19 protein-coding genes are annotated in these 23,551 nt (G+C 53.2%); 8 read left to right on the plus strand and 11 right to left on the minus strand.

Annotated elements, in window-relative coordinates; translation table 11 throughout:
- Positions 1-113: 113 nt before the first annotated feature.
- Positions 114-2,156: a hypothetical protein gene (locus ACGHAD_RS14850; RefSeq protein ID WP_382417770.1), complete on the plus strand. Its 2,043-nt coding sequence runs from the start codon at positions 114-116 to the stop codon at positions 2,154-2,156.
- A gap of 272 nt (positions 2,157-2,428) precedes the next feature.
- Here ACGHAD_RS14850 and ACGHAD_RS14855 read toward each other — a convergent pair whose 3' ends face one another.
- From ACGHAD_RS14855 to ACGHAD_RS14890, 8 genes are all read right to left on the minus strand, one after another.
- Positions 2,429-3,955, minus strand: coding sequence for an SPOR domain-containing protein (locus ACGHAD_RS14855; protein ID WP_382417769.1), 1,527 nt, complete (start codon positions 3,953-3,955; stop codon positions 2,429-2,431).
- Positions 3,956-3,973: 18 nt separating this feature from the next.
- On the minus strand, positions 3,974-5,056 hold the full coding sequence (gene aroB, locus ACGHAD_RS14860; protein WP_382417768.1) for a 3-dehydroquinate synthase: 1,083 nt from the start codon (positions 5,054-5,056) through the stop codon (positions 3,974-3,976).
- A gap of 108 nt (positions 5,057-5,164) precedes the next feature.
- The gene (gene aroK / locus ACGHAD_RS14865; RefSeq protein WP_339615669.1) at positions 5,165-5,671 is read right to left on the minus strand and encodes a shikimate kinase AroK; all 507 of its coding nucleotides are present in this window, start codon (positions 5,669-5,671) and stop codon (positions 5,165-5,167) included.
- Positions 5,672-5,675: 4 nt separating this feature from the next.
- Positions 5,676-7,790 carry a type IV pilus secretin PilQ gene (gene pilQ / locus ACGHAD_RS14870; protein WP_382417766.1) on the minus strand — a complete coding sequence of 705 codons (2,115 nt, stop codon included), beginning with the start codon at positions 7,788-7,790 and terminating at the stop codon, positions 5,676-5,678.
- A 36-nt stretch (positions 7,791-7,826) separates the two neighbouring features.
- Positions 7,827-8,366 (minus strand): pilus assembly protein PilP, encoded by a 540-nt coding sequence (locus tag ACGHAD_RS14875; RefSeq protein WP_382417765.1) that lies wholly within the window; start codon positions 8,364-8,366, stop codon positions 7,827-7,829.
- Complete coding sequence (locus tag ACGHAD_RS14880) at positions 8,359-8,973, minus strand: type 4a pilus biogenesis protein PilO (protein WP_382417763.1); 615 nt, start codon at positions 8,971-8,973, stop codon at positions 8,359-8,361. Before ACGHAD_RS14880 ends, ACGHAD_RS14875 begins: the two co-directional genes overlap by 8 nt.
- Positions 8,973-9,557, minus strand: a complete 585-nt coding sequence (locus ACGHAD_RS14885) for a PilN domain-containing protein (RefSeq protein ID WP_339615665.1) — start codon at positions 9,555-9,557, stop codon at positions 8,973-8,975. The genes ACGHAD_RS14880 and ACGHAD_RS14885 overlap by 1 nt, the downstream gene beginning before the upstream one ends.
- Positions 9,557-10,624 carry a pilus assembly protein PilM gene (locus ACGHAD_RS14890; protein WP_339615664.1) on the minus strand — a complete coding sequence of 356 codons (1,068 nt, stop codon included), beginning with the start codon at positions 10,622-10,624 and terminating at the stop codon, positions 9,557-9,559. Before ACGHAD_RS14890 ends, ACGHAD_RS14885 begins: the two co-directional genes overlap by 1 nt.
- A 155-nt stretch (positions 10,625-10,779) precedes the next feature.
- On the opposite strand from ACGHAD_RS14890, the gene ACGHAD_RS14895 reads away from it, so the two are divergent.
- Entirely contained in the window at positions 10,780-13,218 is a 2,439-nt protein-coding gene (locus ACGHAD_RS14895) for a penicillin-binding protein 1A (protein ID WP_382417760.1), read from the plus strand.
- A 111-nt stretch (positions 13,219-13,329) separates the two neighbouring features.
- Here the strand turns inward: ACGHAD_RS14895 and rpmE are convergent, their stop codons facing one another.
- Positions 13,330-13,548: a 50S ribosomal protein L31 gene (rpmE, locus tag ACGHAD_RS14900; protein ID WP_339615662.1), complete on the minus strand. Its 219-nt coding sequence runs from the start codon at positions 13,546-13,548 to the stop codon at positions 13,330-13,332.
- 273 nt (positions 13,549-13,821) lie between these two features.
- On the opposite strand from rpmE, the gene ACGHAD_RS14905 reads away from it, so the two are divergent.
- The 6 genes from ACGHAD_RS14905 to ACGHAD_RS14930 all read left to right on the plus strand — a co-directional run bounded on the left by ACGHAD_RS14905 (position 13,822) and on the right by ACGHAD_RS14930 (position 19,926).
- Positions 13,822-16,017 carry a primosomal protein N' gene (locus ACGHAD_RS14905; RefSeq protein WP_382417758.1) on the plus strand — a complete coding sequence of 732 codons (2,196 nt, stop codon included), beginning with the start codon at positions 13,822-13,824 and terminating at the stop codon, positions 16,015-16,017.
- Between the two features lie 91 nt (positions 16,018-16,108).
- A complete protein-coding gene (locus ACGHAD_RS14910) occupies positions 16,109-16,693 on the plus strand; it encodes an SPOR domain-containing protein (protein WP_382417756.1) in 585 nt (194 codons plus the stop codon).
- A 123-nt stretch (positions 16,694-16,816) separates the two neighbouring features.
- Positions 16,817-17,356, plus strand: coding sequence for an ATP-dependent protease subunit HslV (gene hslV, locus ACGHAD_RS14915; protein ID WP_339615659.1), 540 nt, complete (start codon positions 16,817-16,819; stop codon positions 17,354-17,356).
- 18 nt (positions 17,357-17,374) lie between these two features.
- Entirely contained in the window at positions 17,375-18,691 is a 1,317-nt protein-coding gene (gene hslU, locus ACGHAD_RS14920; RefSeq protein ID WP_339615658.1) for an ATP-dependent protease ATPase subunit HslU, read from the plus strand.
- 24 nt (positions 18,692-18,715) lie between these two features.
- Entirely contained in the window at positions 18,716-19,096 is a 381-nt protein-coding gene (locus ACGHAD_RS14925; RefSeq protein ID WP_339615657.1) for a DUF971 domain-containing protein, read from the plus strand.
- A gap of 140 nt (positions 19,097-19,236) precedes the next feature.
- Positions 19,237-19,926: a hypothetical protein gene (locus ACGHAD_RS14930; RefSeq protein ID WP_339615656.1), complete on the plus strand. Its 690-nt coding sequence runs from the start codon at positions 19,237-19,239 to the stop codon at positions 19,924-19,926.
- Between the two features lie 378 nt (positions 19,927-20,304).
- Here ACGHAD_RS14930 and hldE read toward each other — a convergent pair whose 3' ends face one another.
- A complete protein-coding gene (hldE, locus tag ACGHAD_RS14935; RefSeq protein ID WP_382417752.1) occupies positions 20,305-21,738 on the minus strand; it encodes a bifunctional D-glycero-beta-D-manno-heptose-7-phosphate kinase/D-glycero-beta-D-manno-heptose 1-phosphate adenylyltransferase HldE in 1,434 nt (477 codons plus the stop codon).
- Between the two features lie 32 nt (positions 21,739-21,770).
- Positions 21,771-23,543: a lipid A export permease/ATP-binding protein MsbA gene (gene msbA / locus ACGHAD_RS14940; protein WP_382417750.1), complete on the minus strand. Its 1,773-nt coding sequence runs from the start codon at positions 23,541-23,543 to the stop codon at positions 21,771-21,773.
- Positions 23,544-23,551 lie beyond the last annotated feature (8 nt).

A 23,551-nucleotide genomic window follows, 5' to 3' on the forward strand; every position in this document is an offset into this window, starting at 1 on the left:
GGCGCCTACGCCCTTAAAACCCACGCTTGGGTGTGCTGCGCCCCACTTTAGGTGGCTTAGCGTGCACGACAGCGGCCAAACACAATTACAACGCCGGCAACCAGGAATTCAACATGCGGATACAACAACTTGGGTCAACGACAATAAAGTTAACCTCAGCGCTTGCCCTTTGCCTGGGCCTCGCGGCCTGCGGCGGCGGTAGCAGTGGCTCAGCGCTCGACGACTATAATGGCAACGGAGGTGGCGGCGATGGCGATGGCGATACCAGTAATGAGCTGGCGCAGATTGGCACTGGCAGCGGGGCAGACTTCCGCCCCGGAGAAATTAACGTTGGCATTGGCGATAGCGAACTGTCCGCAGGTGGCAACACACTACTCAGTGTCAATGTAGTAAACAATGGCAGCCTGATTACCGATAGCGTCCAAGTCACCTTTAGCTCCACCTGCTTTGCCAATGGCGAAGCCCTATTTGAACCTCAAGCCGGCTTAACTTGCGACGCAGACTGTCCGACCAACATTGTGGACACCAGTAACGGGCAAGCCACCATACGCTACATAGCGAACGGCTGCTTGGGTACAGACAATATAAAGGCGACCACCACTTACGGCGGCTCGGTGATCAGCGCCAACGGCACTGTTAGCATTGCCTCAGATACCGTCACCAGCCTCAGCTTTATTGACGCGTCGCCATCGGTCATCACCCTAAAAGGCTCTGGCGGCGAAGAAACTTCGGCGCTGCGCTTTCGCGTGCGAGGCAGTACAGGCGCACCAATTAAGGATGTCGGTGTCGACTTTTCCCTTAGTCGCACCAGCGGAGGACTAAAACTGGTAAATGAAAGCAGTACCTCTGACGTGGATGGCTACGTTTATACCACCGTGCAATCTGGCAGCGTACCAGGCCCTGTACAAGTAACGGCTACCACCACCGAGACTGGCATCTCGACCCAGTCATCCAGCCTCGTACTCTCTACCGGCCTGCCGGACCAGAATAGCTTTAGCATGTCCGCCAGCCGCCTTGCCCCGAATAGCTGGAACATCGATGGTGTCGAGTCGGAAATCATTATCCGTACGGCAGACGCGTTTAATAATCCCGCCCCCATCGGCACGCCAATTTACTTCACTACCAACGGTGGAGCCATTGAAGGCGAGTGCTTTATTCAACCGGAAGAGGACTCCCCCAATAAAAGCTCGGGTGCTTGCAGTGCCACCTGGCGCTCACAGGACCCTAAACCCGAAACTGACGAGGTGACACCAGGATCACCCTTCCCGTTTTTGGTGGATGAAGAAAACCTAACGCTCATCTGCCCTAACGGCCAGTTGGCTGGGCACGGCTCTGAATGCCGCCATGGCCGCCTAAAAGTTGTCGCTACAACCTTGGGCAATGAGTCTTTTATTGATACCAACGGCAACGGCCTTTACGACCACGAAGAAGATGAGTTCTACACCAGCACCAGCCCAGAAGGAAACACCACCAAACGGGCACAAAACTGCCTACGTAACGAGCCCATTTCGGGCTTGGCGTCGCGCCCGGTGTCTTCCGGCACATCTGATGCACGAGGCTGTGACGATATAGGCGACCCCTACATTGACCACAATTTTAACGGCCAATACGATAAGGACGAAGAAATAGCCACCATTGACGACAAGTTTGATGCCAGCTACACACCGGCCAACGGCCTATACAACGGCCTACTTTGCCGCCAAGAAGACGTCGACGCCGGCAACTGCTCGCGCGAGCCAGTACTGGTTCGAGCAGATACGACCTTAGTCATGTCGTCTTACAACTTACTGCGCATGCCCGACGGCGGCCTACCAGGCCAGCCAGATGAAATTGTCCTCGGCCCCAACGAGACCGTCGCCTTTACCATGATGGTCGCCGATCAAAATGGTAACGGCATCCCCTATGGCTCCTCCACCGAAGCCTATGACGAAACGGCCTTTGAGATGGAGGTTGTAGTCAGCCCCGAAGGAGATTGGCCCGAAAGCCAAGAATACGGCTACGTCACTGTGTTTGTAACTTCGAGCGACAAGCCACCATCAGGCGCTGCCGGCGTTTCGATCAGCAGGCCTTCGGGCGACGGAGAAGATAACGAGGGGGGTATCACCAGCACTTTCTTGATCCCGGTTCGAGCTGAGGGGTTTGAGGTCGAAGAGTAAACCACCCCAAAGCGATAAGACAAAAAGCCTGCCTTACGCAAGTAAGGCAGGCTTTTTTATTTTACAAGGCTGACTTCACCTCCTCACCTTTCCAGCGCAGGTAAAGCGCAATTAACCTTTTCAACCGCATCCGATTTGGCGTTCTGTTGAGGACGCCGCAGCGGCCCCACTTACCACAACCTGTTCAAACCCGATAAAAAGGGACAGCATATTGCGTCCCTTTTTATTAGACAGCCTAAGGACACCCCGTACAACCCGTTGAAACTTCATTACTATTTTGCCAGCTCAGTCTGCAGCTCTTTCACCTTCCTAGGCCAAGGCCCCGCTTTAACCTGTTGTGCCGGCAAATTAGAGGCAGCCTGTTTCGCCTGGGCAAGAGAGCTATAGCGTCCCTCCAAGACGATAAACCAAGGCTTATCCGAGCGCTCAGTCTCCATCACCCGCAAATGGTCACTATTGCTCTGGCGCTGCACGTAGGCTTTGGCGGCATCTCGGCTAGACACGCCCAATACTTGCAGCGAATAAGCTGAGGAAGGCCACGAAAGAATTTCGGCTTCATCATTTGCCCACTCAACGACAGATGCTGCGGCGCTAGAGGAGATGGACACTTGGTTCGCGACGGAACTTACGACATTTGACTCGGCTCCCTTTGGGACCGAGTCCTGTGTTTTAATATCCCCTGCATCCTGTGCGGACAGACTGCCAGTCTCGGACTCTGGCACCGGAGGCGCATCAATTACCGTAGAGCCTTCAACGCTCATCCTAGTGCTCGCTTTTTCAGCGGAGGAGCGCACCTTAACCTCGGCACCAGTTTCGCCGCTTCCACCCATCGCTGGCGCGGTAACTGAGGTGGTTTGCGTCGCAGACTGGGCGCCAGGCTTTTTAGGCGAAACAACCTGCTCCGCCGGTACCGAGAGGCGTTTAACCACAGCATTAGACTTATCTCCGTCGCTATCACCCTGATACAGATATACCAATCCCAGCGCCGCTAAAAGCCCTGCCACTGCGGCCATATGCATAACCGGTAGCGCACTCTTTTTATTAGCTCGCTCTTCGGTATTAAGCTCCGAGAGCCGGCCCTGAAGATCCAACTGTGCCAGCTTCAGAACCTTATCCAAACGACCGTCAGCCTCTTGGCACAACTGTTCAACTTTCCCTAAGCTAAATAATGGCTCACCCAAAAAGCCCACTAGCTCCATACGGTAATTCAACATGGCGGTTACATCGGGTGCCATCATCAGAGGAAAGACTATATCCTGCACCGCAACGTCCGGCATTTGAAATTGATCAAGCCGATGCGCTAACTCTAACTCTGAAAATAAAACAAAACTAAATGGTCGACTATGGCCAGCGGGTACTTGCAGCAAGCTAACGAGCGCAGCCAAAGTATCGTCTGCGAGTAGATGCGCGTTATCCAATACCACCGTAACGGCTAGCGCTTCATTGCTGCCATTAACAATAGTACGCAGTTGCGCAAGCAGTTCCCCCATGCTCGAATCAGCCGAAACTGGTAGGGCAAGAAAGTCCGCCAACTCCAACAGTAACGCGTGAGCCGAGCTGGCAACCGCCACATCCAGCAAAACACTCTCTTGGATCGCAATCAGCTGAGCGTAAAAGAACTTAGCAAACGCGGTTTTACCTGTACCGGCGGCGCCGGACACGACAACAAAGCCGGCACTAAACTGGCTTGCATGAGTAATTTGATCGGCCAAACACTCTAGATCCGGTGTTACATAGAAAGTGTCATTCGCAAACGGATCACCTTCAAGACCAAAGCGCTCACAGTATTCTGGGGTCATTCAGCTTCTCCTGTTCGCCTAGCGGCAAGCATTGATGGTCTGACTCAGAAGATCTCTGTCAATATCGGACGTGACAAACGCTTGCCCTAGCTGTTTTACCAACACCAATCGCAAGCGCCCATCTTGCACTTTTTTATCGACCGACATCAGCTCAATAAATTGCGACTCGCTCATATTTTCGGGCGCCGCCACCGGTAAGTTCGCACGTTCAATCAGCGAAGTGGCCCGCGCCAAGTCAGCCTCACAAATCAGCCCCATCCGCTGCGATAAGTCCAGCGCCATAACCATCCCTGCACCGACTGCCTCGCCGTGCAACCAGTTACCGTAACCTTGCGCAGTTTCGATAGCGTGACCAAAGGTATGCCCCAAATTCAAAATAGCTCGAATGCCGCCCTCGCGCTCATCCTGAGCCACAACCCGCGCTTTATTATCGCAGGACCGCTCAATACAGTAACTTAGTGCATTCGCATCCCCGGCCATCACCCGATCGATATTGGCCTCTAACCAGACAAAAAAGTCATAGTCGCAAATAATGCCGTACTTAATAACCTCGGCCACGCCCGCAGAGAGTTCGCGCGCAGGCAATGTTTTCAGCGCCGCGACGTCAGCCACGACTGCCTGAGGCTGGTAAAAGGCGCCAATCATATTTTTACCTAGGGCGTGATTGACACCAGTTTTACCACCCACCGACGAGTCCACCATGGAAAGCAGCGTCGTTGGTATTTGAATAAAACTAACACCGCGCTGGTAGCACGCTGACGCAAAGCCCGCCATATCCCCCACAACGCCACCACCAAGGGCTATCACCGTAACCGTTCGGTTAAAGCGACTTTTTAGCAACTCATCAAATATAAGATTAAGCGTATCAAGGTTTTTGTACTGCTCACCATCAGGCAAAACAACCGACTGTACCTCGAATTCACGGCTACCCAGCGCGCGCTTAAGCATGGGCAAGTAAATTTTAGCCACAGTATCATTGGTCACGATGCAAACCTGCTGACCGCCAATATACTCGGCCAACAAATCGGCACGATCAATTAAGTTAGTACCAATAAAAATAGGGTAGCTGCGCTCCCCAAGGTCAACGGTTAGGGTCTTCATAATTAGCGTCTTTGAAATGGTGATGGATGTTCTAATACAGAGGCTGTACTTTAGCACACAGACGAAAAAGCTGGCAGACAGAGCGTAAACCCACCCCAAATCACTAATTCAGGGAAGTTGCGCCAAGATCTCGGCTACGGCAGCCTTTGGGGAAAAACGATCAGTGTTGAGTCGAACATCAGCGACACCGCGATACAACTCATCTCGGGCCGCGAGGATTTCTATGATCTTCTCACGGGGGTTATCCACTTGCAGTAAAGGGCGTTTTTTATCACGAGAGGTTCGCTCCACCAACTGCTCTACCGAGGCGGTTAAATAACAAACCAGCCCCTGCGACATTAACTCACAGTTTGCAGGCTTGGTAACAATCCCACCGCCGGTGGCGATAACGCAAGGGGGCTCAGCGACCAAATCTTGCAGAACACCGGTTTCGCGCAACCGAAATCCCTCCTCCCCTTCCATATCAAAGATCCACGGAATATCCGCACCAGTGCGACTTTCAATCACACGGTCTGTATCGTAAAAGGGGACATTCAACTCAGAGGCAAGAACTCTACCGATAGTCGACTTGCCGACCCCCATGGGGCCGACAAGAAATACGTGCCGATCTAGCATAGCGTTATTCGGTTAAGCTCTCAGCCATAATGCGCGGGGTAATGAAAATCAACAACTCACTTTTCTCCGATGTTTTAACATCGCGGCGGAACAAGCGCCCAAGATAAGGGATATCACCCAAAAACGGGACTTTATCCACACCGTTTAACTGCTGCATTTCAAAGATGCCACCGAGAACAATGGTCTGCCCATCAGACACCAGCACCTTAGTATTTAAGCGCGTAATATCAATAATAGGCACACCAAACTCTTGGTTAAACTCGGCTAACAGATCTTTCTTTATAGCCAGCTCCATAATAATGTTGTTGTCGGGCGTAATCTGGGGCGTTACATCCAGCTCCAATACCACCTCTTTAAAGGATGCCGCCGTTGCACCACTGGCAGAGGCCTCTTGGTAGGGAATTTCACTACCGGTAGAGATGGTAGCGCGCTGTTTATCGCCGGTAATAACCTTAGGTTGCGACACGATTTCAGCATAACCGTTGTACTCTAATGCCGACAACTCAAGATCCAAGTAGGCGTTATCAGTTAGCAGGCCAAACGCAATACTGCCTACAGGGCTGGCAACCCCTAAATCGACCATCATATTCTCGTTAAGATCAGCAGAACCACCACCATAGATAAAGTCGGCAGGCGAGCCAGGGGAAGAATCCAGTGCGCTAGTAGAGCCACCCACCTCGAGGAGCGAGTCAGACGACAAACTGGCACCTACGCCACCCCAACGAACGCCCAGCTCTTCGCGGAAGTCCTTATTGGCAATAACCAATCGCGCCTCAATCATCACCTGACGAATAGGGATATCGATTTCGCTCACCAAGCGTTTAAGCGCATCAATACGCTCAGCCGTATCAGTCACAATTATCGAGTTAGTTCTCTCATCGACTACAGCTTGGCCACGTCCCGACAAGATACTACCTGTAGCACGACTGGCAGGTCCATCTGAACCGCCCGCGTCGCCAGCACCATCTCCTTGGAACAGTGCAAAGATCTCTTTGGCACTGGCATAACGCACACGAATATACTCGGTACGCAGCGGCGCCAGCTCTTCTAGCTGGCGCTTGGTTGAAAGCTCCTGGCGCTCGCGCTCGGCAATCTCCGATGCGGGAGCCACCATCAACACATTACCCACCTGACGCTTGTCCAGACCCTTGGTCTTTAACACCATATCCAGCGCTTGATCCCAAGGCACATTATCCAAACGAAGGGTAATACGCCCTTGCACAGTATCAGAGGCAACTAAGTTCAAATCGGTAAAATCCGCGATGATCTGCAGTACCGCTCGCACCTCAATATCCTGAAAGTTGAACGACAAGCGCGAGCCAGTATATTCAAAGAGACGCTCTTGCTCGGCTTTTTCCGCTGGGGTCAGGGGTTTAACACTAATGACATATTGATTGTCCGTTTGATAGGCCAAATAATCGTAATCACCATTGGCCGACACATCCAGCACCACATCGCCACTGTCGCTGCTAGCCGAAATAATCGCCACGGGCGTGGCAAAATCCAGCACATCTAAGCGGCGACGTAACTCACCAGGTAAAAAGGTATTAGCAAAAGTGACTCGCAAACCGTCGGCCGTATCGCGCATATCGGCACTGATACGATCAGTGGACAAATCAACAATAATACGACCCTCGCCGGCATCCCCCCGCCGGAAGTCAATGCCGCTTATGGCGCGCTCTGCGCTTGTACGCGGTTGAGTGCTCGCGGCACTATCGGCCACGGGCTTACGTGCAGCCACTTGACGAGAGCCAGTACCGCCTACCTCAATGACATAAGCGTTGCCATCAATGCGAGAACTATAGGTACTCAGGTTTTCAAGATTCAAGATCAATCGGGTACGGCCACCCGAGGTCAGTACTAAAGCGCTTTTGCCATTATCAAACGCCAACGGGAATCGCCGTTCTTTCAGCTCGCTTTCGACCTCCGGGAAATCCAATACGATGCGCGCTGGCGACTCAATCGTGTAACCCTGAGGCTCCGGAGGGGCTTCATCAAAGCTCAAGCGCACCTCGAATCGCTGATCAGGCAGCTCCGCAAACCGGATGTCATCAAGGCTCGCGGCCCCCGCAAAGGGAGACAGCAGACAGACCAAGACTAACGCGACTGTTTTTCTCATTTTTAACCCCATTAAGAACAAAGCACGCATGACCGCCTATTCCTTTTCTTCTAATTTAATAATACGTGGACGCTCAACCCAGCCATCATCACCGTCAGAGACGATTTCCATCAGCTCAAGCTGATTGGGTGTCGCAGATATAATTTTGCCGTGATTGCGGCCCATATAATTACCAACTGTCACCGGCTCCACACTGCGCTGAGCACCCGGTCCGGTATCGATCAGGGCCCATAAAGTGCCGCCTTTAGAGACGGTCCCCACCATTGTCATGTTGGCGATATTAAAGCTCTCCAAATACTCTTTTGCCCGCGTCATATCTGGCTTCACTGATTTACCGCCTTTAACGCGCGCCAACTCTTCAACGGGCCTTTCAAATGGACTGCGCAGTGTCATCGCCGCATAACTAAAGGGCGGTAAAGGACGGAAAACCGGCAACGGCTCTATCTGCTTGCCCGGCCGACGCTTGGTCTCTTCTATATAATCACGCAGCTCATCTAAATCGCCGTTACCGCCACAGCCTGCCAACAACGCCATAGCACCAACAAGAGCAGCCAATACGAGCTTATTACTATTCATTGGCTTCCCCCTCTGGCTGATAGTGGTAGGTTTTAGCGTCAATCTGCATCACCAAATCGCCGCCTTCCTTTGCATTTTCAATTGAGAAGTCATGCAGAGTCACAATACGAGGCATACCGGCAACACCACTGACGAAGTTACCAAAATCATGGTAGCTACCCACCACGTTGATTTTAATCGGCAACTCAGTGTAATACTCCGCAGCACGCTGCGCCTCAAGCTCAATACTTTGCATGCTAGAGCCACTCTCAACACTGCGAGCATCTATATCCTCTAACAAGCCCGGCACCTGCGTGTCGGTTGGGAGCCGCGCCAACAAAGACTCAAAAGAGCGCTGCATCTCCTCCATTTGCGCACGATAAGCATCTAAGTTAGCCGCTTGAGCACTTTTCGTGGCAAACGTTTTTCTCAAAGTCTGCTCTTCAGCTTGTGCTCGCACCAAAGAGCTTTCAATGTCTTTAATTTTAAAATAATAAGTGGCTGCTAACAGCGCTGCCACAATAAAGACACACACTAAGATCTTGGTAGGAAGGGGCCACACCCCAAGCTTAGTAGAGTCGCTATAGTCGAAGTCTCGAGCATGCTCGAAGGATTCCCGCAGAGACATTACTGCTCCTCCTTCTGTTGTTCTTGTAAGGCTTTTTGTGCCTTAGACACGATCGTTTTCACCGTCATGGAGAATGCGTTGGCCTGTCCACCTTGATCCGGTGCGGCGTCTACCGACGCCAGATTTGGCTCGGCATACCACTCCGATGCATCCAAGTTACGCATAAAACTCGACACCCGGTTATTGGATTCCGCATAGCCCTCTATACTCATCAACTGGCCTTGACGTTTAACCGATACAAGATACACGCCATCGGGGAGGGCGCGAACCAGCTCATCAAAATGATGCACGATAACCGAGCGGGTTCCTTCGAGGTCACGAATCAGCTTCATCAACGCCAAAAGATCTTCCCGGCGCTTCTGCAGGTCATTCAGCTCAGCCACTTTGCTTTCTAGCGTGGCGATTTCTGTTTTCAGCATTTCATTGCGCTGGCGCTGATGATCCACCTTGCCATTAGCGTTCGAAACCCACAAATAGGCAATAACGATCGCGACAAAAGCCACGCCCATCATAATCGCAATAAAATCTTTCTTTTTCTTGTCGCGTTCTTTTACGCGCCAGGGAAGTAGATTGATATGCGCCATTAGTCAAAGCTCCTCATCGCCAGGCCAGTTGCCACCATCAATGAGGGCGCATCGTTTGCTAACGCCGCCGCGTTCACACGCGATGCCACAGACATACTGGCAAACGGGTTTGCCACCATTGCCTGAGTGCCAAGCTTTTCTTCTATGAGCTCAATCAACCCCTCCATTGAGGCAACACCGCCGGCCAACACGATGTAATCCACATCGTTATACTCGCTGGCCGAAAAGAAAAACTGCAACGAGCGAGTAACCTGCTGCACCACAGACTCTTTAAAGGGCTGAAGGACTTCCGACTGATAATCATCGGGCAAGCCTCCTTGCTTCTTAGCGAGTCCGGCCTCCTCCATCGATAATCCGTAACGCCGTTGAATCTCTTCGGTGAGCTGTCGACCGCCGAAGAGCTGTTCGCGGGTATAAACTGTCTTGCCATCCACCAGCACACTCAAGGTCGTCATAGTGGCGCCAATATCGAGCACCGCCACCACCTGATTATCCTGATCTTCAAGCTGTTCAAGCACAAACTCAAAGGCACGCTCCATCGCATATGCCTCAACATCGACAATCTCTTCTTCTAGCCCGGCTAATAGCAGGGTCGAGACACGAGATTCGACATTTTCAGTGCGACACGCAGCGAGCAGTACCTCCACCTGATCCGGGTCGTTGGGCGACTCGCCCTGAACCTCAAAATCAATGGAGACTTCGTCAATAGGGAAAGGGATGTACTGATCAGCTTCGATGTAGATTCGGTTTTCCAGGTCGTCTTCTGACAGCCCAGCCGGCATTTCAATGACCTTAGTGATCACAGCGGAGCCGGCAACTGACACCGCCGCATGCTTGATTTTGGTCTTTGACTGTTTAACCAGCGACTTGATAACCTCGGCAACCGCCTCTTCATCGTTGATGTTTTTCTCAACAACAGCGTTGGGAGGCAAAGGTCTAACCGCGTAGGTCTCTACCCGGTACCGATCGCCACTACGGCTCAGCTCTAAGAGTTTTACAGACGTCGAACTTATGTCTAACCCCACAACTGGCTTCGTCTTTTTTTCTAAGAATCCGAAAATGCCCATTTTTCTATCTATATCCGTAACTTAGACGTCGTTTATGTTATAGCACTTTAACTTAAGCCTGCAACAAGATCGCGCATATGTAAACAGGCAAAAACCCCGTATAATGCAGCTTCCAGTCGGCAGCGGCCGCTAACTACTTAATTCGCTTAGAAAAAATGCCTAAAAAATATTCTTATCTTACCGTACTTTTATGGTTACTCATCGCGGGCTGCGGTGTGACCGGCGTCACGTTTGCCGGTCTATACCTCTATTTAAACCCAAAACTGCCCGATGTGCAGAGCTTGCGACAGGTGAAATTGCAGACTCCGCTGCGGATTTACTCAAATGACAACCGACTGATTGGCGAGTTTGGTGAACAGCGCCGCACCCCCATCAACTACGACGAAATCCCGCCACTGTATATCAAAGCGTTATTATCAGCAGAGGATGCCCAATTCTACGATCATAACGGCGTCTCCATCAGAGGACTTTTGCGAGCCGCATCACAATTATTGCAAACAGGTCAGATCCAATCCGGCGGTAGCACCATTACGATGCAGCTTGCACGTAACTTTTTTCTGACCTTTCAGCAAACATTTGCCCGTAAATTCAATGAGATCCTGCTCGCACTTCAAATAGAACGTGAACTTAGTAAAGAGGAGATTCTCGCACTTTACAACAATAAAATTTACTTCGGTAATCGCGCCTACGGAATTCAAGCCGCCGCCAACGTGTATTACGGCAAAAACATGGATGAGCTCACCCTCCCTCAGTGGGCCATGATCGCGGGGCTACCCAAGGCGCCCTCGGCCTACAACCCGCTTGCCAACCCCGAGCGGGCGCTAATTCGTCGCAATTGGATTTTAGGTCGTATGCTGGAGCTGGGCCACATCGACCAACCTACCTGGAAAGCCGCTACAGAGGCTCCCGCCACGGCAAAATACCACGGCCTAACACCCGAGCTGTACGCCCCCTATGTTGCTGAGATGGCCCGTCAAGACGCCATATCTCGCTTCGGAAACGCCGCCTACACCGACGGTTACAGCATCTACACCACAGTGAACGCTCACTTACAAGAGGTCGCACAAAGCGCGATCATCGACGGCCTTATCACCTACGACCGTCGCCATGGCTACCGGGGCCCCGAGCAGCAACTAGACCCGGATGCCTCCGACGAGCAATGGCTGGAAACCCTCAAAAACATCCCCACCTACGGCGGCTTAACGCCCGCCGTTGTCAGCCAAACCGACCAACAATCGGCCACATTGCTACTGCCCGACGGCTCTGAAGCTCAACTGAGCTGGGAGCAAGGGCTCTCAGAGGCGCGCCCCTATCTCAGCGAGAATTATCGCGGCGAAAAGCCAACCCAGACCTCAGACGTGCTCTCTCCCGGCGACGTCATTCGTTTGCGGCACACCGCCGAAGGCGCCGTTCTTGCGCAACTGCCAACGGCGGAGGCCGCGCTAGTCTCGCTTGACCCTAGCGATGGCGCCATTGTCTCGCTCGCCGGCGGGTTTGATTTTGAACAGAGCCACTTCAACCGCGTCACACAGGCCACTCGCCAGCCCGGCTCAGCGTTTAAGCCTTTTATCTATACCACCGCGTTAGAGCACGGCTACACCCCCGCCACCATCATTAATGACGCTCCTATTGTGATTGAGGACGCTAGTTTAGAAGGCACGTGGCGCCCCGAGAACGATGGCGGTAGCTTTCTAGGCCCTATGCGCATGCGCACCGCGCTGTACCGATCGCGCAACCTAGTATCGATTCGTATCCTACGCTCACTGGGCATGGATACCGCGCACGAAAGCTTAGCGCGCTTTGGTTTCGATAAAAACGCCTTACCCCGCGACCTCTCCCTAGCCCTTGGGAGTCACGACGTTACCCCACTTGACTTAGCGCGTGGCTACACCACTTTTGCCAACGGCGGCTTTGCGGTACAGCCCTATCTTATTAAGCGCATTGAGGCGGTAGACGGCCGCGACGTTTTTACCGCCACCCCAGCTACCGTATGTCGCGACTGCGACAACAAAACACCGGCGACGCCATCCGAGGCCCGCACCTTAGAAGAACTCTTAGGCGAGCAAGCCAACGCTCCAAAAGCCAATCCGCTGCCGCCAGCCAAGCGTATCTTGGACGCCCAAACCGCCTTTATTGCCGACTCAATGCTGCGCGACGTTATCGCCCGAGGCACTGGTAAGCGCGCTCGCGTGCTAGAGCGCGGCGATATCGCCGGCAAGACCGGCACCACCAACGGCCCACGCGACGCTTGGTTTGCCGGCTACAACCCCGAGATTGTCACCATCACCTGGCTTGGCTTTGACAACAACACGCCACTGGGTAATCGCGAATACGGCGGCTCAGCCGCACTGCCTATTTGGATTGACTACATGCGTGCGGCTCTTGCAGAAAAACCCGAGCGCGCCGCCCAGCGCCCCGATGGCATTATTACGGTACGAATTGATCCGGAGACCGGCAAACGCGCGGGGCCGCAAGACCCCGACGCTGTTTTTGAAATATTTAGGGTGGACAACGTACCAGAGCGTGCCGAGGGCACTGACCCAGGCAACGGCAACCAAGGCGCACCGGAAGTTCTGCCAGAGGAGCTGTTTTAAACGTATTCAGTGCAGGCAAAACAAACAGGCACAGGACACAAAAAAGCCCGCGCAGTCTCCTGGCGGGCTTTTTAATGCTAGAGGGCTAAGCCTCCGCAAGCGGGTAAAAACTTACTTTTTACCGCCGATACGACCACCGAAACGCTTGTTGAAGCGATCGATACGACCACCGGTATCAACCACTTTCTGCTTACCGGTATAGAAAGGGTGACACTCAGAGCAAACATCGACGTGGAAGTCTTCGCCCAAAGTAGAACGGGTTTTAATGGTGTTACCGCAGCTGCAAGTCGCAGTTACGTCGACATACTGGGGATGAATTTCTGCTTGCATGATATTCGCCTATGTTTTGGGTACCGCCACCCGATCACTTGCCGAGCACGGTATCGCAGGGTTAAAGCAACTAAATTTTGAGAGCGGCGATACTAGCAGAATAAATAACGAAAGCAAGTAAAATTGCCCATTTTCCATCCAAGCATGCCGCCCATAGACGCCAGCAACAAATTGCCCATACCGATACACCCACAGAAGGCCTTAAATCCAGTAAGCTATGTCCTCAATCTACCGCCTCACTATTTATGACCCACGTCAGGCCCGATGCCGCCAATGATGACTTCTGCACCGTTTGTACTTATTGCGCTCCCCGTACCTGTTCGCACCCTGTTTCATTATCTCGCGCCCACGCCTGCGCCAATCCCCGGAGCCCGAGTCAAGGTCACCTTTGGCGGGCGCTCACTGGTGGGAATCGTCATCGCAAGCACAGACCAATGCGACTTTGATGCCAATAAAATCAAACCCATTAACAGCGTCATCGACCACCAGCCGTTAATCAGCAACCACTTGCTCGAATTTATTCGCTGGGCCGCTGACTACTATCAAGCCCCTTTAGGGGAAGCACTGCAAGCGGCCCTGCCCGCACCATTGCGCCAGGGCAACCCCGCGCAACATAAAGCAGACAGCAACACGCAACTGTGGGACCTTACCGAAGAAGGGCGCGGCCTACCGACCGGCGCCCTCAAGCGCGCCCGCCAACAAGCCGGCATTATTAGCAAACTACAACAAACTGGCACCAGTAGCTGGGCCGAACTTAAAGCCGCCGGCTGCAGCCGAGAGGCACTGCGCGCGTTAAACGATAAAAAACTTATTCAACCTGCCACGGAGCAAAACACCCCCACCATCCGACAATCGCCGCTCACCTTAAACACCGAGCAACAAATCGCTGTCGACGCAATTACCCCCAATGAATTCGGCGTACACCTACTTGACGGCACCACTGGCAGCGGCAAAACCGAGGTGTATTTGCAAGTCATCGCCCGCGCCCTGACCGCCGATCCGCAGGCGCAAGCACTGGTTCTAGTCCCCGAGATCGGCTTAACACCACAAACCCTAGCGCGCTTTCGCCGCCGTTTTGGCCCCAGTGTCTGCGCCGTACATTCGGGCCTAAACGATACCGAGCGCCTCAATAGCTGGGTACGCGCCGCCCAAGGCGAAGCGCGAGTCGTCATTGGCACTCGCTCGGCTATATTCACGCCATTAGCCACCCCCGGGCTGATCATTATTGATGAAGAGCACGATGGCTCATTCAAACAACAAGACGGATTTCGTTACTCGGCACGGGATCTCGCCGTTGTACGCGCTCAAAAACTTAACATCCCGTTGATTTTAGGGTCGGCCACACCATCACTCGAGACACTGCATAACGCGCAAAATGGACGCTACCAGCACCTCCACCTGACGCTGCGAGCGACCGCCAACCCAGCCACCCCCATCGAAGTGATCGATAGCCAAGCGGCCACCGAGCACCACGGCCTAACGCCAGAGGCCTTAGAGGCACTGGCGCGACACACCAACGCTGGTAATCAGGCTCTCGTGTTTCTCAATCGCCGAGGTTTTGCCCCGATATTGCAATGTCGCGATTGCGGCCACCAGCTAAGCTGCCCGCACTGTGATGCGCGGCTTACGCTGCACCGCAACCCCTATCACCTACACTGCCATCACTGTGATTATCAACAAGCGCCAGCCAAGCGCTGCGAGTCTTGTCAAAGTCACCGGCTAGAGCCCTTAGGGGCCGGTACCGAGCGCAGTGAAGAGTATTTAAGCCGCGCATTTCCCAGCACGCCAGTCATTCGTATTGACCGAGACTCAACTCGCAACAAAGGCGCGCTAGACGCCCTCATCGACAGGGTTCATGAGGGCGAGCCGTGTATTTTAGTGGGTACGCAAATGCTCGCCAAAGGGCACCACTTTCCCAAAGTGACTCTGGTCGTTATTTTGGATGTGGACAGCGGCCTTTTTAGCGCCGACTTTCGCGGCCCCGAACGCATGGGTCAGCTAATTACTCAAGTCGCCGGTCGCGCCGGTCGCGCCGAGCAACCCGGCCAAGTATTACTGCAAAGTCAGCACGGTGATCACCCGTTGCTGCAACTGTTACTTAACCAAGGCTACGGCCAATTTGCCCAGGCGCTGCTCGATGAGCGCGAGCTAACCTTAATGCCGCCGCTGGCATTTCTCGCGCTGCTGCGGGCCGACGCCCCCAACCCCGGTGCTGCCATGGCGTTTTTACAGCAAGCTCGCGAGCTCGCCGAGTCGATTCAAACCGATCAGCAGATACAAATACTAGGCCCCATGCCCGCGTTAATGGAAAAGCGCGGCCAGCGGTTTCGCTACTTACTCCAGTTTAAAGCACTCAGTCGCCGCACGCTTAGCGTTTATATCCGTCAACTCATTGCCCTTATTAGCGCGCAAAAAGCCAGCCGCACCACTCGCTGGTCGATCGATATCGACCCTCAAGAAATGGGCTGATTCAACTCATTCGCGCTTATTGACCACAAGCAATTGCAGCGGTGGCACTCGCGCCCGTAAAATAGCGGCTTTTATCGTTAAGCGAACAGCCATGACCCGCGATTACGCCCGCAAAAAACGCCCTGCACCCAAGGCTACAAAGCCCCGCAACCAAGCACCTGCATGGGTCTGGCTGTTTATTGGCTCCATGCTCGGGGCCTTTGTCATGTTCCTGGTTTATCTATGGGGTATTTCACCCAATCACCCGGCACCACAAACAGCGGCCAAACAAAGCACACCCGAGCCACAAACAAAACCCGCTGCCGACCCAAACAAAAAAGCGCCGCTGCCCAAGCCACGCTTTGATTTTTATAAGTTACTGCAAGAGGAAGAGGTGATCGTGCCAGCCACTGAGCCAAATCGCCGCAGCGACGACACGCCACCGGCAACGCCAGTCGAATACCTGTTGCAAGTAGGTTCGTTTCGCAACCCTGATGACGCCGATAAACTGCGTGCGCAACTGATCTTGCTAAATTTAGATGCCCGTACCGAAAGCGTGACCATTAACAATGGTGAGCGCTGGCACCGCGTAGTGGTCGGCCCGTTCGATAATCAAAGCAAACTATCCAAAGCCCGCACAACGCTGGTAACCAACCAGTACAATGCGCTGGTACTCAAACGCAAACCCGGCGGCTAGCCGCGTCCACCACTGCGCTTGAAATTATCAAGCGCGCCCCCATCTAATCTCTTCAACGCCGCCACCCATTTGTGCGGCATCTAATATTTTTAATTGCACCCTCTAAGGCATAAAGGACTTTCTGTGGAACAGTACCGAGGCACCACCATACTCTCCGTGCGCCGTGGCAACACCGTAGTCATCGGTGGCGACGGCCAGGTATCACTGGGCAACACCATTATGAAAGGTAATGCCCGCAAAGTGCGGCGCCTATACAAAGATCAGGTTTTGGCCGGCTTTGCCGGGGGCACCGCCGACGCCTTCACCTTATTTGAGCGCTTTGAAGCAAAGCTCGAGGCCTACAACGGCCAGCTGACCCGCGCGGCGGTAGAGCTTGCCAAAGACTGGCGCACCGAGCGCTCACTGCGCAAGCTGGAGGCGCTGCTAGCGGTCGCAGACAAAGATGCGTCACTCATTATTACCGGTAATGGCGATGTGATTCAGCCCGAGGACGACTTAATCGCCATCGGCTCTGGCGGTGCTTTCGCGCAATCAGCCGCACGCGCCCTGCTGGACAACACAGAGCTCGACGCCGGTAGCATCGTCAACAAAAGCCTCAACATTGCCGGCGACGTCTGCATCTACACCAATCACAACCAGACCATCGAAACACTGGACTACTAACCCGCGAGTAATATCGATATGTCTAGCATGACTCCCCGTGAAATTGTTCACGAGCTCGACCGCTTTATTGTCGGTCAGAATCAAGCCAAGCGTTCAGTGGCCATTGCCCTGCGTAACCGCTGGCGCCGCATGCAAGTTGATACCGACCTGCGAGCTGAAATAACCCCCAAGAATATTTTAATGATTGGCCCCACCGGCGTCGGTAAAACCGAAATCGCCCGCCGCTTAGCCAAGCTGGCTAACGCGCCCTTTATTAAAGTTGAGGCCACCAAATTTACCGAAGTCGGCTACGTCGGCCGCGACGTTGAATCCATCATTCGCGACCTAGTCGAAAGCGCCATGAAGATGCAGCGCGAACAGGCCATGAAGCGCGTCGAGTTGCGCGCCGCCGAAGCGGCCGAAGATCGCGTACTTGACGTTTTGCTACCCAAAGCGCGCGGCGAGCAAGAAACCGACAGCGGCGAGAACACCCGTCAAATCTTTCGTAAAAAATTGCGTGAAGGCGAGCTGGATGAGCGCGAGATCGAAATAGAAGTTTCGGCCACTCCCGTTGGAGTCGAAATTATGGCGCCACCCGGGATGGAGGAGATGACCAGCCAGCTGCAAAACATGTTCTCGTCCATGTCGAACGACAAAAAACAAAGCAGCAAGATGACCGTTAAGCAGGCCCTTAAAACCCTGCAAGAGGAAGAGGCCGCCAAACTCGTTAACAACGAAGACTTAAAAGCGCAGTCGATTGAGTCGGTCGAACAAAACGGTATCGTCTTTATCGATGAGATCGATAAAGTAGCCAAGCGCGGCGAAAGTGGCGGCACCGATGTTTCTCGCGAGGGTGTACAACGCGATTTACTGCCACTTATTGAAGGCTGCACCGTTAGCACCAAGCACGGCATGGTGAAAACCGATCACATTCTGTTTATCACCTCGGGGGCGTTTCATTTAAGCAAGCCCTCAGACTTAATCCCCGAGCTGCAGGGTCGCCTACCTATCCGGGTAGAACTACAGGCGCTGACTCCCGATGACTTTGAGCGTATTCTGACGGAACCATCCGCGTCATTGACGGAGCAGCATCAAGCTCTAATGAATACCGAAGGTGTAAAAATTCAATTCACCGCCGATGGTATTCGTCGCATTGCCGAAATGGCCTACGAGGTTAATGAGCGCACCGAGAATATTGGCGCTCGCCGACTGCACACGCTGCTCGAACGATTACTTGAAAGCATTTCATTCGATGCTGGCGGCGGTGACGAGGAGGTATCGATTGATGCCGCCTATGTCGAAGAGCAACTGGGCGAACTGGCGCAGAATGAAGACCTAAGCCGGTACATTCTTTAAGTAAAGGTTGAATAGAAAGCGCTAATGAGTAAAGCCCCGGATCGTATCACGCAACACCGCAAAAGCGCCGAGCTGGAGTTCCAGTTCGGCGCCGAGCACTACCGCCTTAGCGCCGAGTTTTTGCGGGTGCACTCCCCCAGTGCCGAAGTCAAAGGCCACGGCCCGGGCCAAGCCGTACTGCAAACCGGCAAACAGGACGTTAACATCAAGCGCATTGAAGCGGTGGGCAATTACGCCATTAAGCTAGTGTTTGACGACGGCCACGACACGGGCATCTATACCTGGGCACAGCTGTATGACTTTTGCCAGCACCACGATCGCTACTGGCAGGATTACCTCGAAGCCCTAAAAAAAGCCGGCGCGAGCCGTTTACCGGATGACGTCCAAGTGATCAAGCTCATGTAAACGCTCTTGCCTAAGGGCTACCTACCGACCACAATAATTACCCCAAGCACACCTAACGCTCATTACAACATTGGCGCATTTTCGCGTTTTGGCTGATTACTCGCTACAATAGCCAACTTTTGCTCAGCTGGCCCTTTATAATGACCACCGTATCCGCTTTTCGTCCACTGCGTTATTTTTGGCTGCAAAGTTTGTTGCTGCTATCGCTGGGCGCCATTATTGCCTATTACTTACAAATCGACGACGCTATCACCAGACATGCGGCACGTGAGGGTGGGTTAATTGACCTGACCTCAGCGCTCGGCTACCTAATCTGCGCGGGCCTAATGCTGGTGCTCGGCGGAAGGCATGTGATAAAACATCACTACCCGTTGATTATCTCCGTGACATTACTCGGGTTGCGCGAGCTGGACTTCGACAAGCGCTACTCCACCCTCGGGCTATTCAAATCAGCCACCTTCCGCTCGCCCGACGTTTCCCTACTCGAAAAAGCGATAACCCTTGCTATTGTTCTATTGGTAATTTGGCTATTTATCACTTTGATCAGCAAATACTTAAAACCGCTACTAGCAAGGGCCGTAGAGTTTAATATGGTCGCGCTAAGCGTCGCGTGCGCAGGCGGGCTACTCGTCGTGGCACGAACTCTAGACGGTATCGCCCGCAAACTGGGAGACATCGGAATCAGTGTCAGCATGCACACTGAGGTGCACACCACCATTATCGAAGAGGTGTTTGAACTGGGGGCGCCTTACTCTCTGACTATCGCACTATTTTGTTATTTACATGTATATCGCAGGGAATCTACTAAACGAGCCTCAAGCAACTCCTAGCAACTCCGCGTTTTATAATGTTTATTTTCTTAAGACGCTATACATAAATTAAGCAATAATCGCTGAAATGCTTGCATCACATGTTCGAGGTCACGCCCGTTTCCTGTATCACTGTTTAAGCGGGCGACAAAACAACCAGCGAGGAGCCAGAACTACCTCATTCACATACCAAGCCAGCGTTCACATAAGAGCTGTACCACGACGAATGAGAATAAAAACCGCGGGGACCTAAAGGCACGAAGCGAGATGCCCTATACCGCTCTATTAATCCCTGATAATACCCAACCCGCATTTATCAGTGCGTCTCCACTTAATGGGACCTATAAATTCGGTATTACTATTGGCTCCACGTGCAGCGGGATTATTTACAATGAAACCTCACCGCTCTCCACGTGTTTGTATCGATTTAATTATTCCAGTCGTTGAGCAGTCATCGTAAAAACGCAAGACTGCCACGTCACCGTTGTACTCTTTAACGATTTCCCAGCCGACCACCTCGGTTTCATTGTAATCGCCGCCCTTTACCAACACGTCTGGTCGCAACTCACGCAATAAATTCTCGGGGGTATCTTCGCCAAAGCTGACGACCCAATCCACCGCCTCCAGCCCTGCGAGCACAGCCATACGGCGATCGACCGGATTAATAGGCCGTGATGGGCCTTTTAGTCGTTGCACTGATTCGTCTGAATTAATCGCCACCACCAACCGATCACCTAAAGTCCGGGCTTGCTCAAGGTAACCCACATGACCGGCGTGGATAATATCGAAGCAACCGTTGGTGAAAACAATTTTTTCACCTTGAGCGCGAGCCTCTGCCAGTATCAGTGATAACTGCTCGGCACTAACCACACCACGCTCGACCCCTTGCTCAGCAACGACCGCACGGCGCAATTCAGGGCCACTGATCGTTGCGGTACCCAATTTACCCACCACCAAGCTGGCGGCCAAGTTGGCAAGTCCGGTGGCCTCGGCGAGTGAATAACCTGCGGCGATCGAGGCTGACAGCGTCGCAATTACCGTATCGCCCGCGCCGGTAACATCAAATACCTCGCGCGCGCGCGCCGGCAAATGCAGCTCTCCCATTCCCGGTCTCAGCAAAGTCATGCCCTGTTCACCACGAGTCACCAACAGCGCCTGTAGATCCAGCTCCGCCATCAATGCCGAAGCTTTATCAACCAGTATTTGTTCGCTCGGACAGGCTCCGACAACAGCTTCTAGCTCGTGCAAGTTAGGGGTTAACAGGGTCGCGCCGCGGTAGCGGCTAAAGTCCGTGCCTTTAGGGTCCACTAATACCGGCACTCGCCGGGCGCGCGCGAGGCGAATCAATGCCTGGCAGTCAGCCAAAGTACCCTTGGCATAATCCGATAATACCAACACCCCAACACTCGACAACATCGCTTCAACTTTGCTGGGCAACTGGGCCGCATCGCCAGCGCCAAAGGGTTGCTCAAAATCCATGCGCAACAATTGTTGGTGACGACTCATAACCCGCAACTTGGTGATGGTCGGCTTACCTTCGGCCACCTGAAAGTCGGTGCGGATATCGGCGGCCGCTAATTGGCCGCGTAACACCTCGGCCGCCTCATCAGCGCCCACGACACTAATCAGTGAGGCCCCCGCACCTAACGCGGCGATATTAAGCGCGACATTACCTGCACCGCCGGCGCGATCGTCTGTCTCATCGACTCGTACCACCGGAACCGGTGCCTCGGGCGAAATACGCGAGGTGTCACCGTGCCAATAACGATCAAGCATAACATCGCCAACCACGAGAATTTGTGAGCGATCGAAACGCGCTGCGGGAAGTTGCATAGTTTGCGGCCCTTATTGCCAGGCGGTAAATATTAAAGCGTCAGCACATCGGACAAAGACGCGCTGTGCAAGCGCGCGTAGTGACCATTAAGCGCCATTAACTCGTGATGAGTGCCCTGCTCGACAATCTCACCGGCGTCCATAACCACGATTTTATCAGCTTGCTCGATGGTCGATAACCGATGCGCGATAACAAAAGTTGTGCGCCCTTTAGAGACGGTTTCCAGCGCTTGCTGAATATATCGCTCCGATTCGTTATCCAATGCCGAGGTGGCTTCATCCAATAACAAAATGGGCGCATCTTTTAAAATCGCGCGCGCAATCGCCAAGCGCTGACGCTGCCCTCCAGAGAGGCGCGTACCACCTTCTCCGATGACAGTATTAAAGCCGTCGGGTAGCTGCTCAATAAACTCCAGTGCGTAAGCTAACTCCGCCGCTTTGCGGATCTTTTCTTCGCCAATATCCTGCAACGCGCCGTAGGCTATATTGTTGGCCACCGTATCGTTAAACAGCACGACGTTTTGCGTCACCAGTGATATTTGGGCCCTCAGGTTCGCCAAACGGTAGTCACAGATACTGACGTCGTCGATATCGAGCGCGCCATCAAATTGATGGTAAAAACGCGACAACACACTCACTAACGTCGATTTTCCGCTACCGGAGCGCCCCACCAACGCCACTGTTTCACCGGCACTAACCTCCAGCGACACCCCTTTAAGCACGGGCTTATCGTCGTCATAGGCAAAACTTAGATCGCGAATCGACACCTTACCGCTAACGCGCTCGACGCTGTAGCTGCCGGTATCCTGCTCGGTTTTTTCGTCCAGCACCTGAAACACGCTGTCAGCGGCGGCCACACCTTTTTGAATCACCGGTACAATCTCGCTTAACTGGCGCATGGGCTTTAGCACCATGCCCACCGCCATAAAGTAAGCGATAAACGCGCTAGCATCACTGATCTCGATATAGCCCAGCGCCACCCACAAAAGCGCCCCCATCGATAGCGCTACTAAGGTTTGAATCAAAGGCGTATTCAGGGTGGTGGTTAAAACAATTTTTAAATTCTGCAAGTAGTTGCGCCAACTGGCGTCGGCAAAGCGGCGCTTTTCGTACGCTTCGCCACCAAAGCTGCGCATCACTCGGTAACCATTGATCATCTCCGAGCTAACCTGAGTGATCTCGCCCATGCTGTGCTGCACTTTAGTACTCAGCCGACGCAAACGTTTTCCCACAAAGCCGACCAATGCCGCAATCAGCGGCACCACCGTCATCATCAGCAACGTTAACGCCCAGTCTTTGTAAAACAAGTAAGCCAATAACGCTATGACCGTGGTCCCTTCCCGGATCAAGGTTTTTAAGGCTTCGGTGGATGCGGTCGTAACATTATTGACGTTAAAGGTGATCACCGACATCAGCTGGCCTGAATCGTTGCGATCAAAATACTCGCCGGGCAAATAAACCATATGGCTGAATAGCTGTACCCGCAAGGTATCAACCACCAGAAAGGACACCTTGGCGATAAGGTAATTACCCACAAAACCGCCCAGTCCGCGCACCACAATAATGCCTAAGATAATCAATGAGGGCATCCATGCGGGGCCGCGCTCTTCGGCTTCAATAAAGGTTAACAGGTAATCCAAAAACTGAGCCATTGCCGGCTGCGCCGCCGAGTACACCAAAAAACCCAAGACGCTAAAACCAAACAACATACGGTGGGGTTTAAGGTACGCCAGCAGTCTTAAATATACCGTCAGTGAGGCCGTCTCGGAAGCGGCGTTAGGGTTGTTAGCGTTGTTGCGATTCATAGGCCCTT

The organism is Gilvimarinus japonicus (assembly GCF_042847215.1).
In the GTDB taxonomy this organism is placed as follows: Bacteria; Pseudomonadota; Gammaproteobacteria; order Pseudomonadales; family Cellvibrionaceae; genus Gilvimarinus; species Gilvimarinus japonicus.

Excerpts from the sequence above, each read along its gene's own strand:
- ACGHAD_RS14875 (WP_382417765.1), bottom strand. The coding sequence starts at position 8,366 with ATGAATAGTAATAAGCTCGTATTGGCTGCTCTTGTTGGTGCTATGGCG.
- ACGHAD_RS14855 (WP_382417769.1), bottom strand. The coding sequence starts at position 3,955 with ATGACCCCAGAATACTGTGAGCGCTTTGGTCTTGAAGGTGATCCGTTT.
- ACGHAD_RS14890 (WP_339615664.1), bottom strand. The coding sequence starts at position 10,624 with ATGGGCATTTTCGGATTCTTAGAAAAAAAGACGAAGCCAGTTGTGGGG.
- ACGHAD_RS14905 (WP_382417758.1), top strand. The coding sequence starts at position 13,822 with ATGATGACTTCTGCACCGTTTGTACTTATTGCGCTCCCCGTACCTGTT.
- rpmE (WP_339615662.1), bottom strand. The coding sequence starts at position 13,548 with ATGCAAGCAGAAATTCATCCCCAGTATGTCGACGTAACTGCGACTTGC.
- ACGHAD_RS14910 (WP_382417756.1), top strand. The coding sequence starts at position 16,109 with ATGACCCGCGATTACGCCCGCAAAAAACGCCCTGCACCCAAGGCTACA.
- hldE (WP_382417752.1), bottom strand. The coding sequence starts at position 21,738 with ATGCAACTTCCCGCAGCGCGTTTCGATCGCTCACAAATTCTCGTGGTT.
- ACGHAD_RS14930 (WP_339615656.1), top strand. The coding sequence starts at position 19,237 with ATGACCACCGTATCCGCTTTTCGTCCACTGCGTTATTTTTGGCTGCAA.
- ACGHAD_RS14925 (WP_339615657.1), top strand. The coding sequence starts at position 18,716 with ATGAGTAAAGCCCCGGATCGTATCACGCAACACCGCAAAAGCGCCGAG.
- ACGHAD_RS14895 (WP_382417760.1), top strand. The coding sequence starts at position 10,780 with ATGCCTAAAAAATATTCTTATCTTACCGTACTTTTATGGTTACTCATC.
- msbA (WP_382417750.1), bottom strand. The coding sequence starts at position 23,543 with ATGAATCGCAACAACGCTAACAACCCTAACGCCGCTTCCGAGACGGCC.
- pilQ (WP_382417766.1), bottom strand. The coding sequence starts at position 7,790 with ATGAGAAAAACAGTCGCGTTAGTCTTGGTCTGTCTGCTGTCTCCCTTT.
- ACGHAD_RS14885 (WP_339615665.1), bottom strand. The coding sequence starts at position 9,557 with ATGGCGCATATCAATCTACTTCCCTGGCGCGTAAAAGAACGCGACAAG.
- ACGHAD_RS14850 (WP_382417770.1), top strand. The coding sequence starts at position 114 with ATGCGGATACAACAACTTGGGTCAACGACAATAAAGTTAACCTCAGCG.
- hslU (WP_339615658.1), top strand. The coding sequence starts at position 17,375 with ATGTCTAGCATGACTCCCCGTGAAATTGTTCACGAGCTCGACCGCTTT.
- aroK (WP_339615669.1), bottom strand. The coding sequence starts at position 5,671 with ATGCTAGATCGGCACGTATTTCTTGTCGGCCCCATGGGGGTCGGCAAG.
- ACGHAD_RS14880 (WP_382417763.1), bottom strand. The coding sequence starts at position 8,973 with ATGTCTCTGCGGGAATCCTTCGAGCATGCTCGAGACTTCGACTATAGC.
- aroB (WP_382417768.1), bottom strand. The coding sequence starts at position 5,056 with ATGAAGACCCTAACCGTTGACCTTGGGGAGCGCAGCTACCCTATTTTT.